General features: G+C 65.9%; 17 protein-coding genes. 8 read left to right on the top strand and 9 right to left on the bottom strand.

Features of this window, described 5'->3' with window-relative positions:
- Positions 1–345: a YnfA family protein gene (locus ACLQ3B_RS04940; protein WP_425777704.1), complete on the top strand. Its 345-nt coding sequence runs from the start codon at positions 1–3 to the stop codon at positions 343–345.
- Positions 346–520: 175 nt separating this feature from the next.
- On the opposite strand, the gene ACLQ3B_RS04935 is transcribed toward ACLQ3B_RS04940, so the two are convergent.
- From ACLQ3B_RS04935 to ACLQ3B_RS04920, 4 genes are all read right to left on the bottom strand, one after another.
- Positions 521–1,555 carry a tyrosine-type recombinase/integrase gene (locus ACLQ3B_RS04935; protein WP_425777702.1) on the bottom strand — a complete coding sequence of 345 codons (1,035 nt, stop codon included), beginning with the start codon at positions 1,553–1,555 and terminating at the stop codon, positions 521–523.
- On the bottom strand, positions 1,552–2,028 hold the full coding sequence (locus ACLQ3B_RS04930; RefSeq protein ID WP_425777700.1) for a hypothetical protein: 477 nt from the start codon (positions 2,026–2,028) through the stop codon (positions 1,552–1,554). The genes ACLQ3B_RS04935 and ACLQ3B_RS04930 overlap by 4 nt, the downstream gene beginning before the upstream one ends.
- A 1,015-nt stretch (positions 2,029–3,043) precedes the next feature.
- On the bottom strand, positions 3,044–4,609 hold the full coding sequence (locus ACLQ3B_RS04925; RefSeq protein ID WP_425777698.1) for a hypothetical protein: 1,566 nt from the start codon (positions 4,607–4,609) through the stop codon (positions 3,044–3,046).
- A 315-nt stretch (positions 4,610–4,924) separates the two neighbouring features.
- Positions 4,925–5,350, bottom strand: a complete 426-nt coding sequence (locus ACLQ3B_RS04920) for a hypothetical protein (RefSeq protein ID WP_425777697.1) — start codon at positions 5,348–5,350, stop codon at positions 4,925–4,927.
- A gap of 948 nt (positions 5,351–6,298) precedes the next feature.
- Here ACLQ3B_RS04920 and ACLQ3B_RS04915 point away from each other — a divergent pair.
- Both ACLQ3B_RS04915 and ACLQ3B_RS04910 read left to right on the top strand, forming a co-directional pair.
- A complete protein-coding gene (locus ACLQ3B_RS04915; protein ID WP_406063064.1) occupies positions 6,299–6,631 on the top strand; it encodes a PadR family transcriptional regulator in 333 nt (110 codons plus the stop codon).
- Positions 6,628–7,179 carry a hypothetical protein gene (locus ACLQ3B_RS04910; protein ID WP_425777695.1) on the top strand — a complete coding sequence of 184 codons (552 nt, stop codon included), beginning with the start codon at positions 6,628–6,630 and terminating at the stop codon, positions 7,177–7,179. Before ACLQ3B_RS04915 ends, ACLQ3B_RS04910 begins: the two co-directional genes overlap by 4 nt.
- Positions 7,180–7,275: 96 nt before the next feature.
- Here ACLQ3B_RS04910 and ACLQ3B_RS04905 read toward each other — a convergent pair whose 3' ends face one another.
- Both ACLQ3B_RS04905 and ACLQ3B_RS04900 read right to left on the bottom strand, forming a co-directional pair.
- Entirely contained in the window at positions 7,276–7,434 is a 159-nt protein-coding gene (locus ACLQ3B_RS04905; protein ID WP_425777693.1) for a hypothetical protein, read from the bottom strand.
- Positions 7,435–7,448: 14 nt separating this feature from the next.
- Positions 7,449–7,592 carry a hypothetical protein gene (locus ACLQ3B_RS04900; RefSeq protein ID WP_425777691.1) on the bottom strand — a complete coding sequence of 48 codons (144 nt, stop codon included), beginning with the start codon at positions 7,590–7,592 and terminating at the stop codon, positions 7,449–7,451.
- 1,086 nt (positions 7,593–8,678) lie between these two features.
- On the opposite strand from ACLQ3B_RS04900, the gene ACLQ3B_RS04895 reads away from it, so the two are divergent.
- Positions 8,679–9,212 carry an RICIN domain-containing protein gene (locus tag ACLQ3B_RS04895; RefSeq protein ID WP_425777689.1) on the top strand — a complete coding sequence of 178 codons (534 nt, stop codon included), beginning with the start codon at positions 8,679–8,681 and terminating at the stop codon, positions 9,210–9,212.
- Between the two features lie 318 nt (positions 9,213–9,530).
- On the opposite strand, the gene ACLQ3B_RS04890 is transcribed toward ACLQ3B_RS04895, so the two are convergent.
- Positions 9,531–10,499, bottom strand: a complete 969-nt coding sequence (locus ACLQ3B_RS04890) for a hypothetical protein (protein WP_425777687.1) — start codon at positions 10,497–10,499, stop codon at positions 9,531–9,533.
- Positions 10,500–10,700: 201 nt separating this feature from the next.
- On the opposite strand from ACLQ3B_RS04890, the gene ACLQ3B_RS04885 reads away from it, so the two are divergent.
- From ACLQ3B_RS04885 to ACLQ3B_RS04875, 3 genes are all read left to right on the top strand, one after another.
- A complete protein-coding gene (locus tag ACLQ3B_RS04885) occupies positions 10,701–11,402 on the top strand; it encodes a hypothetical protein (protein ID WP_425777685.1) in 702 nt (233 codons plus the stop codon).
- Between the two features lie 226 nt (positions 11,403–11,628).
- The gene (locus tag ACLQ3B_RS04880) at positions 11,629–12,315 is read left to right on the top strand and encodes a hypothetical protein (RefSeq protein ID WP_425777684.1); all 687 of its coding nucleotides are present in this window, start codon (positions 11,629–11,631) and stop codon (positions 12,313–12,315) included.
- Between the two features lie 834 nt (positions 12,316–13,149).
- On the top strand, positions 13,150–13,839 hold the full coding sequence (locus ACLQ3B_RS04875) for a hypothetical protein (protein WP_425777682.1): 690 nt from the start codon (positions 13,150–13,152) through the stop codon (positions 13,837–13,839).
- A gap of 69 nt (positions 13,840–13,908) precedes the next feature.
- Here ACLQ3B_RS04875 and ACLQ3B_RS04870 read toward each other — a convergent pair whose 3' ends face one another.
- Positions 13,909–14,061 carry a hypothetical protein gene (locus ACLQ3B_RS04870; protein ID WP_425777680.1) on the bottom strand — a complete coding sequence of 51 codons (153 nt, stop codon included), beginning with the start codon at positions 14,059–14,061 and terminating at the stop codon, positions 13,909–13,911.
- Between the two features lie 254 nt (positions 14,062–14,315).
- Between ACLQ3B_RS04870 and ACLQ3B_RS04865 the strand changes: the two genes are divergently transcribed.
- Positions 14,316–14,861 carry a GNAT family N-acetyltransferase gene (locus tag ACLQ3B_RS04865; RefSeq protein ID WP_425777678.1) on the top strand — a complete coding sequence of 182 codons (546 nt, stop codon included), beginning with the start codon at positions 14,316–14,318 and terminating at the stop codon, positions 14,859–14,861.
- Positions 14,862–15,454: 593 nt separating this feature from the next.
- Here the strand turns inward: ACLQ3B_RS04865 and ACLQ3B_RS04860 are convergent.
- The coding region (locus ACLQ3B_RS04860) for a tetratricopeptide repeat protein (RefSeq protein WP_425777676.1) at positions 15,455–16,160 on the bottom strand (706 nt) is incomplete at its 5' end.

Below are 16,160 nucleotides of genomic sequence, written 5' to 3'. Positions count from 1 at the left end.
ATGACCGTAGTCCGCTCTGTCCTGCTGTTCGTCGTCGCCGCCCTGTTCGAGATCGGCGGGGCGTGGCTGATCTGGCAGGGCTGGCGCGAGCACCGCGGCCTGTGGTGGATCGCCGCCGGAGTCATCGCCCTCGGCGCGTACGGATTCGTCGCCACCTTCCAACCCGACCCGAACTTCGGGCGCATCCTCGCCGCCTACGGCGGCGTGTTCGTCGCCGGATCCCTCGCCTGGGGCATGATCGTCGACAAGTTCCGACCCGACCGATGGGACGTCATCGGCGCCGGCATCTGCCTGATCGGCGTCGCCCTGATCATGTACGCACCCCGGTCCGCAGGAGGCTCCTGACCACGGAAACCATCGTCACCGCACATCTGCAGCAGGCGTCCCAGCAACACGCGCCCCCTTCTTCAGGGAGAGCCAGAGGCAACTGCAGGTCATCAGTCTGACGTTGAGAAGGCGTGCAGCGCGAGAACGATAGTTCTCGACCTGGTCACGTCCGCCGGATCGACGGCCCGTCGGGCTACGCCGGCGGCCATGGACGCCCTCGCTGTTCAATGGCCAGTGGGTGTGGCTGGCCGGTGAGGGCTGCGAGGGCGGTGGCGACGGCGGTGAGGTCGGCTTTGATGTAGGTGGTGGTGGCGGGTCCGCGGCTGTCGGTGTGGCCCGCGTAGGCGCGGGCCACACCGTAGCCGAAATGCCGCTCCACCCAGGTCAGGGTGGTATGGCGCAGCCAGTGCGTGGTGATTCCCTGGGCGGCGACCCACGGCAACTGCCGGCCGATGCGTCTCCACAGCGGGTCGTAGCGCCGGTAGGTGGCGGGTTGGCCGTTGCGGTAGCGCAGCAGCGCATCGGTCGGTGCGACGGCGCCGCGGGCTCGAGCATGGTCGTCCAGTCGGCTGGCGAGCATCGGTGTGATGGGCTGCCAGCGTTGCGTGCTGCCCTTCTCGGACAGCCGGATCAGCGCGTGGTCGGTGTCCAGGTCGGTCAGGCGTAGCGCGAGAGCGCCGCCGCGTCGGCAGGCGGTTTCGTTGTGCAGACGCAGGATCAGGGCGTCGAGCACGATGTCGTTGCCGCCGCTGCGGGCGGCGGCGTTGATGTCGGACAGTTCGTCGGGGGTGAGGGCGCGGCGGGTGTTGGGCAGCCGGCGAGGTTTGCGGACCCGATGGGCCGGGCTGTCCGCGATGGTCAGGTAGCCGTCGGCGATAGCGCGGTTGTAGAAGGCGCGGGCTGCGGCGATGAGGTGCTCGCCGGCGTGCCGGCCCTTTCGGGAGTTGCGGCGAGGGCGGGTGCCTGCGGCGGCCTGCCGCATGAGGGCTTCGATGTCGCTGGCCCGCACCGCGTCAATGCGCCAATCGCCGAGGGCGGCGACCATCCGTCGCCAGGAACTGCCGTAGGTGCGTCGGGTGCCAGGGCTCGCCGCCGCGACCACAGCGGGAAGGTACTCGGCGACTGTCGGCACGGCAGGCCGGTTACTGCCGGTGAGGTCGGCGGCGGTGAGGCCGAGGTGCTCGAGCAGCGCTCGGGCGGTGGCGACACGATCGGGATCCGTGGTCATGAGGGCTCTGCGAGGATGCGGGCGTGCAGGTCGGCCAGGACCACCGTGATGGTGTTTGAGGGGTGCACGACAATGCGGTTCTGGCGGGGCAGGGCAGCCAGGAGCACGGGTTCGCAGGTGGCGATGCCGCACAGGTGCCGGGCGGCGGCGGGTAGGGGCAGCTCTTCGCGGGTGCCCACGACGTGCGCGCCTTCGGCGGCCGGGGTGATCAGGATTGCGCCGGTCACGACGTCGACGTGCAGCGTGAGGCCCGGTGCCCAGCCCAACGCCCGCAGCAGCGCACGAGCGGTAACGCGGCCGGCGGCGGCGGGTCGACCCACGTCGAACAGCACGCCATCACCCGTGCGGGCGGCGGGCGCGGGCAATGTCGGCAGCGGCGCCGGCTCCGGCGATGCGACCGGCAGTGGGGTGGGAACGAACGCCTCGACGATCTGCTCGTCGGGCCGGCGAGGGCGCAGCCTGCCGTGGCTCACCTAGGCCCCCCGCCAGCACGAGGGCGAGGGTGTCAGCGCAGGTGGCGCCGGCTCCCTGGGGTCGGTGCGCACATATGAGTCGTCACGGCTCGCGTCCCCACGCGAGAGGAAGTTGATCTCGCGTGGATATCCACGAACTTTGGTGTCCGAGGGGCCACACGAACCATTGCCCCACCGCCGATGGTGCTCGGCGCGACTCTGAGGCTCACGCAAGTCTAGCGGTAAGGTGCACCCTCACCTGTCCCCGGCAACCGGCGTTGGGTGGGACGTTGCTAGTGCTGGCAGCTCTGACTGCCGCGGGCTGCGGCGAGCACCGCCGCGCCGACGGGCGGGCCGCGGGCGTTCCCGCAAACCTTCGGGGTACGACGACAAGCGCCGCACCAGCTTTGGGCCGATCAGCGTCGAGATGGCGCGGGTGCTGGTGGCGGCGTCGCGGAGTGACGGCGACGAGGTGCTACGACGGCATCCGGTGATCGTGCGGCGGGAGGGTGGCGGCGTTTTGCCGGCGGAGTATCGGGGCGCGTACCTGGTGGATGTGCGCGGGCTAACCTGCGCGTGGGTGACGTGCGTGCGGCGGCGCGGGCGTTGGTGGATGCGAATAGTGTCACGCCAGCTGAGGTTCGGTGCCGGCCGTTGGCGCGTACAGTAATCGCCCATGTTGCCCGTGCGCAGCCGGCGCCGGCCGGCGTGGCGCGGCTCTCCACGCTGGTCGGCCTCACCCGGTGACGGCCGCTGGCCTCGACAGAGAATCACGATGCGCCATTGTGATCCCTGCCCAGCGTCGGGACGATCACGTGAGAGCGAGGCCGATGAGGCGGTTAAAACTGATCATCACCCTGGCATGCGAGACAGTAGGCACATACCTGGCGACGGCTGACAGGCCTGCGGGCATCTGGTAATGGCTCTTCTCGAAAGAACTCCCGTTTGACGGCAAGGTGGAGCGGAGTTCGCGCCGCGTTCTTCCAGCATTCAGGCTTCGCCGGCGCGGCTGGCGCGTCCATAAGAGGATCCTTCCTCAGCGCACGACGCGGCGAAGGTCCTCCATCGCCAGGACAGATTGGCGAACCTCCGGCGCTTTGGTTGGATCGAAGTCGCTCCACTTCGAGAGCCAGTTCTCTCGCCACCCCTTGAGACTGTCCGATTCCGATACGATGTCGGCATATAACCCGAAGTCAAGAAGGAAGGCATCGTACTTCGCTCCGGGCCCAACACCGCGGGCGATGCGATGAATGATACGTGCATCGTATAGATCCTGAATCTCTGGGGAAGCGCCGTCGTGATGACGGTCAAGCATAAAACCTCTTCGATGCTGCGCTTCGGCATAAGCCCTCAGGTTCTGCAAAACGCGGCGACTTGCGTGATCGGATCTGATGTGGCTCTCTTTATCATTCAAGAACCACTTCCGCGTTGCGGCACTGATGTGCTGCCAGTTGATCGGATCGCGGCCCGATTCACCTGCGGCCATTGAGGCAACATTGATCGCATCGCGCGGCACCCCTCCCCCCGCCATAACTAGATAAGGAAAATCGCCGGAGGGTATGGCTCGCCAAAGGTAGTGCCTTGCTTCGTCGGCCGTCAGCTCAATTTTTCGCGTTCGCCAATACTCGCTGACATGCTGGGCAAATAGCCGCATAAAGAATTCGTCTGCTCGGCTGTTGCGTGCATTCCAAACCAAATATTCGTCCAGGTCAAGGTCTTGCATAATGTCGGCACCCAGTTCCATGCCAAGGTACTGTCCACCGCCATATCGGTTGAACTGGGAACGAGCCTGCACTGCCGCGATCTTAACTACCAGACCCTTGACTGGGAGCATGCAGCGTCGAAGAAAGTCCGCCACGAGGGGCTGAACCTCGAGCGGGAGTGCGCTCCATTCGTCAAGTATCACCCATAGAGAGTTGTGTGGCAAACAGGACACTGCGCCTGCGAGTGATCGAGCGATCGGGCCAAACTTCAGGGCGAAGCGTTCCAACCCGGCCTGGGATCTGCGATATATCCTCGTCCTCTCCTCGGCGCTATTCTCCCCCAGGGCAAATGCGGGGGAAGAGGAGAGTGACACATTGAACGTCTGCTCGCCCCGGTTAGAAGTTGCCGATTCCTCCGAAGCTTCAGTGTTACCGACGATTTCAATATCTGCACTTGCAACGGCAAGCGAGTCCAGGTGACGCACCAGCTGCGTAATATCCGTGCCGTCGTCCATCAACTCCAGACTGCGTTCCAGAAGTTGATGATGGGTCTCTTCGAGGAGGTCGACTATCACGCGAGTTGCGCTCGTCGCGACCCCCTCGGGCGCAGTAAGGTAATATGATCCCGCAGAACCAATGGTCCGGAGATCGACACTAATGGCAGTTGCATTGTCGGATCGGACATGTTGCACGAGATTCTCCAGCGCATGAGTCTTGCCGGTTCCTCGTCGTCCGTACACAATCTGATGTTCCTCGCTGGAGAGGCTGTTGCTTAGGGTGCCAAGATCAACAAATGTCCTTCGAATAGCATCGCCTGTGCGGCGCTCAGCCCGTCGCGGAATGTGCACAAGGGCGGGAAAAACCATTCTAAGTGCGTCAAAGTCGGAGGAGCTTGACATTAAGCACCATCCTTGGCGTCCTGCGGTGATCGAATAAGTTCATCGTGCCGCATCGCCTTTGGATTGAATTACCCGGGCCAGCCCAAGGTCGTATATCTGACATCCACCCCGACCCCAGTGTCTCGTCAGGCGGCGAACGACGTGGTGCCGTGACAGCGAAGCTTCGTCCAGCGCCTCTACCAAGGCAAACCCTCACTTAACGGCCTATTTCGGGAGGCCCACCCGGCCAGGACGTCCGGAAGCCAACTAGGTCCTGCTGGAGGCCACTTCCTCCCATGGCAGCGCCGGACCCAAGCCAATCTCCTGCTCGCGGCGCTACGCAATCCACGGCGGGTTCTCCGCCGTCGTCGTCGGAGAACCGGCGGCGTCGCTGCCGGCAGCTTCCTCGGCTTGGAGCTCCGCCTTGGCCTCCTTGATCCGATTCCGGCCCCAGCGCTCGCTGCGGCCGAACCGCGTGCCGAGGGCCAGCCCGGTGAGCGGTTCGCCGGCGGCCGCTGAGTCCCGCCACGCCTTCCGCGTCGTCGCGTCAGCCAACGACGGCCCGTCCGCGCTCCACCGCACGGTTCCCGACCCGGCACTGAACACGAAGCGAGCCTTGAAGTCGGCCGTGATCGTGCTCCGGAACCACACACTCTCCACCAGCGCGTACGTCCCGCCCGCCGGGATTGGCAGCACCAACTGCGGATCCGGCACGAAGCTGGCCGTCCGGTTCTCCGGCTCGGTTGTCTTGTGCGCCCACACCGGCAGCATGGAGGGCCGAGCCGCCCAACCGACGATGTGGTTCCCGGCCCGGCAGCGTCCAGGGCCGGGTCGTCGCGCAGGGCGTCGAACGCCGCCACGGCCTGCGTCTCCAGCTGGCCCAGCGCGTCGAGGTCGAGCCCGTCCAGGCTCCCAGGGATCTCGAATTCCACCGTCGGCTCCTCAGCACGGTAGAAATCTCAGTCCGACCGGCCCGCAGCCAGCATCGGCAGTTCAGCGCACAGCGTAACCCAGTGAGGGCCACTTCCGATCAAGGCAGCCAGGGCTGCAACATGGCAGGGAACCAATGGATCCCAGGCATGGGTGATGTCTGGAGGTCCTCGGCGTGACGGAGGCGGCCTCACCTCGCCACCAAGCTTGCGTCGGCACGGACAGGCGACCAGAACGCTCCAGCCTGCCCGTGCGGTGTGCCATCCGACGAGCCACGAAAGGTGGGCGCCACACATGCCCATGACGAGCAGCTAGGTCCGCAACTGTGGGAGTTCCCGCTACCGCGTGCGCGGCGGCGGCCACTCCCCCGGCGATCGCGATCTTGCTTCTTCTTGTCGTAGTCCTGCTGGTGAGGCAGGTCGACAGGAAGGGCGGAAGCTTCGAGGTCGACTGGAAAACCGTCGCGTTCCGCATCAAGTATTCGTCCAATCCTGATGGCCTCCACTCGCATGCTGAGGCTCAGGATCAGACCGCGCAACCCGAGGTGACTGCTGCGTCCGTACCGCAGCCCGCCGAGGAGGCCGCGCGACCTCCTGCGGGAGGTGGCGGCCCGTGAGATAGACGCGAGGCGGTGCGGTGCCGGTCGGCACCGCACCGCCTTTTTACGCCTGCACCTCGACGGACCGTGCCCGCCACCAGGCGACCCCAATGCAAGTGGGCTCCTATGTGACGGCGCGTCGAGAGTAGACGAGCCTTATTTCACCTACTATCATTAAGCGCATGCCTGACGGACCTGTGCGCGTAACGGGACCACTCCTGGCCGTCCTGAACGCCCTACTCGAAGCCGACGACCACGAGCTGCACGGCTGGGCGATCATGAAGGCCACGGGGAAGTCCGGACCGACCATCTACAAGATCCTGGAGCGGCTCGGTGAGTCGCGGTGGGTGACCTCCCGCTGGGACACGAACACCGAACCCGGCAAGCCTCGCCGCCGGTACTACCAGCTCACCGGACACGGCGTGGCCAGTGCCCGACAGCTGATCGCCCAACGGCAGCCCAAGACCGCGTCGACCATTCGGACCCGCCTGGCTTTCGGCTGGTGCCAGGCGTGAACCACTGGGAGATGATCCTCGGCATCCTGTTCGGACTCGTCGTCAACGAGGTCACCGACATCTCGCCCTGGGCCGCGCGGAAGCTGGCCCGGTGGTCGGCCTACCGCTGGACGACGGACCCCGAGATGGCCGCAGGGTACGCCGAGGAGTGGATGGCAGTCATCGACGACCGGCCCGGCAAGCTGCTCAAGCTCCTGACCGCCGTGCGGTTCGCCTTCGAAGCTGCCGGTCGAGCTGCGCCCAGGGCTGCCATTCAGGCCCTCCGCTGGCTCCGTGACCGCTACCTGCAACAGAGAAGGTCTACCAAGATCGTCCTGGAAGTCGTCAAGCATCCGAAACCGGGAGAGGCTGTCTTCTATGTGGACGAGTGGAAGCCCGAGTACGCCCGTCACCTTAACCAGGATGGTGTCGTCGTAGAGGTTAAGAACTATCGGCCGACTAACTGGCATAAGGACAGGCTCTGGCAAAAGCGGATGATCGCTCTGCCTGAAGACGAACACGGCAAGCTCAAGGGGTTCATGCGCCGCCTCATGCCCCGACGCAGGTAGGCCAGCACGCCAGTGCTGTAGCCGTCGAACGGGCAGCCCGTTGCCCAGATGATGCTCTTGGGGTGCGGCGCCGATGGGCACCGCACCCCTCGCGTTCTACCTCTGCACCTGGCGGAGGATGCCACCGCCGCCCTTACGCACATCGGCGATCTCCGCGTCCGTCTTCGACGCGAACTCACCGCCGGCCCGACCATCCTCGTAGGACAGTACCCAGACGGTGCCGCCCCGGGCCTTGCCGCCGCACTTGCAGCCCACAGCGCTCTCTTCCCCTACTTGCCGTGCACCTCGGCGGCCATCGCCGCCACAAGGGTCTTCCGGTCCCGGCCGATCGACGCCGCGATCTGCTCCGCGTTCGCCATCGTGGCCAGGCGGTGCCGCTCGGCCGCGAAGCCGGCGGCCACGGCCCGGCGCACCGCTCATCGGAATGTGCGGACACCGTTCTGCTGCCGCCGCGAGGCGTCAACGCTGACGCCTTCGGGTCCGCCGAAGATTTCACCAGCCTGAAAGGGCTGGTCATGCCGCCGCCCGTGGGATCGGTATCTCGAATGACAGCACCGGGCCCGCTCCACGGAGCACAACCGCAACGCTCCACATCGATCCACAGCGCACCTACAGGCACGGCCGTTAGACGACCCGAGACGCCGGCCGGCATCAGCCGTCCTGCGACAGCGCCCCCTGACCACTTCGCCACTCACTGGGAGGTCACGCCGCACCACTCAATCTCCATCAATGCAGGTCAAGGTCCATCGTCTCCGTCCGGCATCGCTGAGCACTTCGGGCGCGGAGACCTCTTCGCCAACCTGCACCCAAATTGCTCCCAGTTGCAAGGCCAGGCCAACCAACGGCTCCTTACCGCCTTGAACTGCGCACACTCCACTGCCAGGCAACATAGAGCGTTGTCGACCGCCGCGCAGAACCGCAGAGCACTCCGCGGGAAACAGGACGCCGCACCGGCTCTGACCTGCGATAACGTGGAGCCGCAGGCAGGTGTGGGTGCAGTTGAGCACCGTTCGATGCCGTTGGACGCAGTTCAAAGCCGTTCAGGGCACCCCGCTGCCCCCCCTGCTCCCCCAACCCGGCTCGCACCGGCTCGCCGACCGCCGACCGCCGACCGCTCGTAAGCTGCCGACCGGTGCTTTGGCTGGCACCAGCACTGGCCCCCACAGCCGCATCGGTTGATCGGGAAGTACGCTCACGATCGCCGCGCATTGTCAGCGGCAGATGAGTTTGTTGAAGCGACCGAGATGGCCAGACGTTGTGGCGGATCAGGCGAACCGCCATCGGCCGGCATGCTCCATTTCAAGGATGCGGTGCCGGTGGCCTGTTGCGGGCGTTGACTCGCTCGGGGGAGGCCATGCCGTTCGTCCAGCCCCGAGCCGTGTCGTCTGCGATCACGCCAGCGGCGTTGCACCACTATCCGGGGCGCAACTCAAGATCATCGTTGCGTCGTCAGTCCGACATCATCGCCCACCCTGACGGACATGGCGTATCTTCCTCCCATGCCGATGCCACGGATCAAGGTGGAGCTCAAGCTGCCGTTTCTGACGATCGGCGTTGATGATGTGCGGACCGTGTTCAAGGGTAGACGCAGGGAGGCCGGCCCCTTTGTCATCTTCGCCCGCTCTTGCGGCAAGGGCCTCGACACCGCATACGCCGCGGAGCCCAACCACGGCGTCATCGTTTGGGCGGCGCACGGGCAGCCCCAGCAACTGTGGACAGTGCAGCCAAGCGGCGTCCAAGGTGAAGTGCTCATCGTTTCCGCGTCGAACGGGTTGGCCCTGGACGCCACCGATCAGCGAAGCGAGGATCCTCATCCTGAGATGCGTGAGCCCAATGGCTCGCCTTCACAGCGGTGGCGGTTGAGTGGGACGCCGGACGGCGTGGGCTATCGGATTCAATCTGCGAGTAGTCATCTCTTTCTCGCCTTGAACGAGAGCGCCGAAAATGGCTGGCAACCATGGTTCGAGCCGCGCAGGGGAGATATGTCTCAACAATGGATATTTGCCCTTCCTTACGGTGTAAAAGAAGGTTGATCGTAAGCTCCAAGGAGTGTCTCGGCGTGTCAGCATTGACATGATTACGTGCACTCAACTCGGCATGAGCGGACCCCCCGGCTGACGACCGCGAGCGCTGCGGCTGACATCTTCGGGCCCGCCGAAGTGGTCGTCGCAGCGGATGCACTGGTTAGGGCCCCACCCGGTGGCTCAGTGTCCAACTGACCACACCAGCTACCGGACCGGTGGCGCCGGGGAGCGTTCGGGTCGTCGCGACCAGTCCGGGCTTTACGGTCGGTGCAGGAATTGCGGGGCTGCCCGAGCGGGCAGGTCACCCGCGGACGTGCAGGGCCTGGGTTACAGGATGCGGGTCAGCTCGTGCATCGCGGCGAACTGCGTGTCCGGACGTGGTGGTGGCAGACGCAGAAGGTCATCGGCGTCGCGGTCGCGCCGTCGGCTGCCCAGCACGACCTCGGCGCGTTCGAGTGTCGGGTGACCAAGGAAGGGTACGACCGCGTCGACTGGCAGGTGCGGCGCTGCCACCAGGAGTTCCCGCAACTGCGGTGCCGCGGCAAGGCCCTGCAGGGCTGCCGGATGGCGGAGATGACGCATCCCGAGGCATTCGGCGCGCGTCAGCATGATGCTGGAGCTGAAGTCCGGAAGCCGCTCGACGGTGAGCGTCTCCAGCCACAGCCACTGCAGCGCGCGCAACCGTGTCACCGGGGTGAGGTCGCTGAGCTTTCGCACCTGGCGCAGCGCGAGGTAGCGAAGCGTGGGGATCTGAGCGAGCCATTCGCTATGCGTCAACGAGCCGAGGGTCAGCGCCAAGGCCTGCAGGTGCGGCAAGGCAATGACGGGCAGGACGTGGTCGACGGAAAACCGCCACAGCGACAGGTCCCGCAGGCCCGGGTTGGCATGCAGCAGCTCGGGAAGCCCACGCCGGTGCTCGACTACCCTCAGCCGGCGAAGGCGACGAAACTGGGCAACAGGAGCTAGGTCGAGAGGCTTCCGGGTCTCGCCGATGTCAAGGAACTCCACATCAGCGCTCAACTGATCCAACGGGGCCAGATCGGCCAGGTGCCACAGGCCCGCGACACTGAGCCGGCGAACAAGTGGAAACCAGCGCAAGAACCGCAGCGTCGCAAGGTCGTCATCGAAACCGTAGACCCGCAGCGGGACCATCGGATGATCCCCCACGAGCGCGGCCACCGACCGATACTCCGCCTCGGCGAGCGGCTCACTGAACTGGACGACATCCGCATTCCCGAGCCGGGCGCGGAGCTGCGCGACGTCGACCGGACTCCGCACCTCCACGACATCGCCCACCCCGAACATGATCCTCCACCACCTATATCGCCTGCGGCGAGCACCTCGATCCGCCAGCGGCGCCCGTTTCGGTCGACCGGGGGGCAGCCGCACTTGCACCCCGGCGACGCTACGCCCGCCGCCGCGGGTCTGCCCGGCGTTGCAGTAGGCGCGAGAATCCATCAAGCCCTGAGGGCTTTTCGAAATCGGACGGGGGGTCCTATGGACGTTCAGGACACGGTGCGCAACTTCGTCAAGGCGCTCGGGCACTGTCAGAACATGGTCGTCGTTCATCGCGCCGTCGGCGACGGTGGCCGCGGCCGCCGTGTCGAGGAGACGTCGCTGAACCGAGGCGTGGTGGTGTTCGCTGCGGCGACCTGGCAGGCGTTCGTCCAGGACCTGGCGATGGCGCTCCGGGACGCCACCCTGGTGCAGCTGAAGGCCGTCACTGCTCCTCCCCTGCTGATCGGCGCGATGAGGCAGTGGGAGACTGACTTCAACTCGTCGGTGGAGAGGTTCTCGACGCCCGGCCCCGGACAGACGCAGACGCTGCTCCGACGCATCGGGTTCGACCCGCAGCCGGCATGGACCTGGCAACAGCGCGTGAGGGGCAGCAAGGTGCGCGTCACGCCGAGCCACGTCAGGACGGCGATGACTCAGTGGCTGGACGTGCGGCACGGCGTCGCTCACGGCCACGCGGCACTGCCCATAGTCAACGTCCTCCAAGGGGTGCGTGACCGGACCACGGCCGAGGCCCTGCCGGCGTCGAATGTGCGGCTCAGCGACGCGATCGACTGCATGCGGTTCTTCCGCGCGGTGGTCAAGGTGACCGCAGACGCGGCGGCGGTCTACGTCGGCCAGTCGGCACCGAGTTGGCCCTACGAGGTGCCGATGGTGCTGGGGTTGGACCCCGCGAAGCTGTAACGCGCGGCGCTGGTCGGCACCCGTCGTCCAGCGCCGCGCGGTGGGTCAGGTGCCGGCGGAGGTGTCCGCTTGACCACCACGCTCTCGGCCTGTCCGTTGCGATCACCGTCGGCGGCAGATCCCTGCGCGGGTTCTCGGGGTCGCCACCGACGCGCCTCTGATCCGGATGCATGGTCGCGGGACCTAGGCTGTCGTCGCCGGTCTGGCTGAGGCACTTGGGGTTGTGGTGAGTTTTGACCTGTACGTCTGGCACGAGGACCAACCGGTCACTGCGGCCGAGGCGCGAGCAAAGCTGCAGCGCTGGAGCGACGGCGGACAAGAAGTGTTCGCCGCGCATCCCGCGGTGGGGCTGTTCTATGACGCACTGCTCGATCGCTTTCCGCCGCTGGAAAGTCTCGGTGATGATGACGTCGACCGGCTCGGAGTGTGGAGCATGACTCCCGAGCGTTCCGACGCGATCGTGGCCGTCTCGTGTGTCTGGTCGCGGGCGGGCGAGGTCGGTGCCGCCGTCGTGACGCTCGCCGCCGAGCACGGCCTGATCTGTTACGAACCGGGCTACCACGTCGTAAACCCGAACGCGCCGGGCCACGCAGCGCTCTTTACGCTCTCGTCGGAGAGCTTGCCGACGATGCCCGACCCCGACGCGGGCCGCTTGGAATGGATCATCGGTCAAGTCGGCAAGGACAACGGCTACGTGATTCTTGAACGCGCCGACGGATGGTTCGTCCAGGTTGGCTACGGCGACGCTGCCGGAGTACCCGCCGGGACATACGCGCTGGAGTACCAGGAAGGTTCCATCGACCGACACTTCCGATGCCGGACCACCGACCGTGAAGCAGCCCTACGCTTCTTGCAGGACTTCCGAGCCGGCGACGAGAGGTGGAAACGGCGTCACGTGTGGGAACCGCTCTGACCATTCCCACAACCGTCCATCCAGCCGTCACAGATGTCCGGACGCGTATGCCCTGCAGAGTCCCACCGCACTGAGGCCCGCTCGGCAGCATCGCGGTGCGCCTCGAGCACGAGCCTGAAGGCGCGCACTCTTCTCGGCATGTGCGGACGCCGCCCTACCGCCTTCGCAGGGCACCGACGCCGACGCCTTCGGACTCACCGAAGAGGTCTTCAGCCTGAAAGGCCTGGTCAAGGCTCTCCCAGTGGGATCGGTGTCTCGAATGACGGAGCTGTGGCGGACTCCAGCAAGCTCACTCGCAACGCTCCACATCGATCTGCAACACATCTTCAGACGTGGCTTTAGGCGAATCGAGACGCCGACCGGCGCCAGCCATCCCGGGAGCAGCAGCGCCTGACCACTTCGACCTCTACTGGGAGGTCACGCGCACCGCTCGATCTCCATCACCGCAGGTCAAAGCGCCTCGTCTCCGCCCGGCATCGGTGAGCACTTCGGGCGCGAAGACCACTTCGCCAACCTGCACCCAATCTGCTCCCAGTTGCAAGGCCAGGCCCACCAACGACTCCTTACCGCCTTGACCTGCGCACACTGCCCTGCCAGGCCACATAGAACCTTGTCGACCACTGTGCAGAACCGCAGACCACTCCGGGGTGAAACAGGACGCCACCCCGACTCTGACCTGCGGAAACGTAGAGCCGCAGGCAGGGGTGGGTGCAGTTGAACGACGTTCGACGTCGTTGGGCGCCGTTCTACGCTGTTCAGGGCACCCTGCTGCTCCCAACCTGCTCCCCAGGTTCCGCGGTTCCACGGCCGCTCGAAGCACGGCACGATGCCCTGGTGAAGCTCGATCGGAAGACCTGGCAACTCATCGCCACCGCCGCCCTGTTCTTGCTCGCCACCGTGTTGTGCATCGCGGCATGGGCGGTGGCAAACGCCCCACAGGCTGGCCCAGACCAACTGAAAGCCACCGATTGGATGCAGGCCTGGGGCAGCATCGCGGGGGTCGCCGCCGGCCTGGCCGCCGCGGTCGCCGCCACGGCGCTTTTGATGCACGAACGCCGTGCCGCCGAGGAAGCTCGTCGTCAGCTCGCCGATGCGAACCGAGCGCAGGAGGAGAGCCGCGCTCGGTCGGTCGCCACAGCAGGGCTGGACTACCCACGCGGATCCCTCGTGGAGAATATCGACCGCAGCGTGGTCAAGCTCAGCAAAGTTGCTCTTCACGTCCACAACTTCGGCCCGGACCCGATCCACTCCATAGTAGTAACCGTCACTCTGCCCGGCGGCCAGACCGCCGAGCACAACGGCACCGAGATGATCGGCCCCAAAGATCATCAATCGGTCGTGATCACGGTGGAGCCGCCCCACCTCTGCACCGGCGACAACCCGGACTTCGAGATCAAGATGTGCCACGTAACAGTCAGCTTCACCGACTCGTCGGGCATTCGGTGGAACCGCACGAACAACGGAGCGCCCGAGCGTGAGACTCGGCCTCTGGTGACCCTGCGGGACATGATCGAGTTCGGGTAAAAGGCAGAGCAACGGTCGGCCCCGGATTCATTAAGCGCCGTCGGTGGCCCGGATGCGGTTGCAGGCACCCTACGACGCCTGGCGACGTTCGCCCATCTCGTCGGCGGACCTCTGCCAGAGCAGCAGGCGCATCGACTCCGGGGCCACGCCCAGGCGGTCCTCCGGAACCATGCCCTGAGCGAGCAGCGCCACCGTGGCGTCCGGCTGTTCGGCGGCAATCATCACGCGGGCAGAACCGGGCGAACGCTCGCGTCCAGCGCAGATACCTTCACGCGGCGGGCTGCGGCGTGGCCTGCAACTACTCCCACGCGCACCGCTCCTCGAGCGACCCCCCGGCGACTAGGCAGCGGGCATGGTGAAGGGTCGTCGTTTCGGAAGGCTCCAAACAAAGCTGGCACCAGCCGGGCGGGGAGCTAGGACTCCCGGCCACTTCGGAGTCCAACCGGGGAGCTACACCGGCTCTGGCCCGTGGAAACGTGGAGCTGCAGTGGCGGCAGAACACTTTGGGCATGTCGGGCACCGGTGGCGATGCGAGGATGGCAACCGTGCTGACCATTGACTCATTGACCGAACTCGACCACGACGAATGGGAGAGGCTGACCCGGAGCTTCCACGCCCACTGGGCCGGCCGACCGGGTCGACCCGCGACTGAGGTAGACGATCGCCGCTACGAACGAACATGGCAGCGCCTGATCAACGGCAAGCAGGTAGTACGTGGCATCAGTGCACGGCTCGACGGCAAGATGGTAGGCATCGCGCATTACCTGTTCCACGCCAGCGTCTGGGGTGCCGGGAGATGCTACCTGGCCGAACTGTTCGTGGACCCGCAGGCACGACGCCGAGGCATCGCCACGGCGATGATCGAGCGCGTGGCCCGAGACGGTGATGAACACGGTGCCCCGCGCCTGTACTGGAACACCGAGATCGACGCCGACGCCCGCGCCTTGTACGACAAACTCGCCGTCTACAGAGGCTATGTCGTGTACAACTACTCCCGGCCTGCCACTGTCCCTGTGACATAGCAGTTCACCCAGCCGCTACGTGGACGCCCTCTGCTGCAAGTCCGGAGCGTTGTCGACCACCGCCCGCGCAAGCGCCTGTCTGCCGCCGACTCACAAACCGTGGAGCGGGCCAGGGCCAGGGTGACAAGGTGGAGTGCCCTGCCGGACGAGTCTCATCGGTGGCTGCCAAGCGTCGCTTCAAGGCTCGCCGAAGGCGACCGTGTAGCGGCTTGACCTTGACCCGACCGGGGTTCTCGGGCAGCCCCTTGGGGTGTTCGAGCGAGGAGACCCCCGAAGAATAGGCGGGCAGTCGGCGCAGCACCGGGATGACCTGCCCGATCGGAGCATCAGGTAGAGCCCAATGTCGTCTCTTCGCGACGATGCCCGGATGATGCCGCTGGTCCCTGCGACCCCCTACGGCAATGCTGGCCCGACGACCACTTCACACCCGAAGCCCACTCGAGCCGCGCTGCCGGGGTCGGCGTCGCGACCACGACGCGTGCTGAGCCGCACCGGTAGACCTGCCACGCGGAGCACAGAGTCAACTATAAGGAAACGCGGGACAGCGCGGGAGGTGAGCCGAACGACCGACGACCGCCCGCTGTAGAACGGAACTAGGCTTCTGATTGCCATGCCTGCAACGCACTAGCCACCGCTACGGTCTCCGGGTGCTGGTTGCCGAGTAGACGTGCAAAGTCGGCGGCCACCGACGTCAGGGTGGTCATCGCCTCGGCGGTGCGCCCCAACTGCCAGTAGGAAATTGCGAGGTTGGCGCGGGCGGTCAATGTGTGCGGGTGATCGCCGCCGAGTACTCGCACCTGGTCGGCGACCACCTGCTCCTCAATAATGATCGCCTCGGCGGTGCGCCCCGCCTGCCAATACGAGGCGGCGAGGTTGCCGCGCACGGTCAGCGTGTCCGGATGCTCGCTGCCGAGTAGCCGCACCCGGTCGGCGACCACCTGCTCCTCAATAATGATCGCCTCGGCCGTGGATCCCGCCTCATGGTAGGCATTGGCGAGGTTGGCGCGCGCACTCAAGGTGTCCGGATGCTCGTCACCGAGCAGCCGCGCGGAGTCGGCTACTACCTTCTTAAGGTTGGTGATAGCGTCGGCGGTGCGCCCTGCCCGCGTGTAGGAGGCGGCGAGATTGGCGCGGGCGATCAAAGTGTTCGGGTGCTCGTCACCGAACAATCGCACGGTGTCGGCGACCACCTCCTCAAAGCTTGTGACCGCTTCCGCACTGCGTCCTGCTTGCCAGTGGGAGAGGGCGAGATTAGCGCGAGCGACCAATGTGTTCGGGTGATGCTTGCCAAGCAGCCGA

It is taken from the genome of Micromonospora sp. DT53 (assembly GCF_049841535.1).
Lineage (GTDB): Bacteria > Actinomycetota > Actinomycetes > Mycobacteriales > Micromonosporaceae > Micromonospora.
The sequence above is the reverse complement of the archived record's forward strand: the minus strand, read 5'-3'. Positions and strand labels throughout refer to the sequence as shown.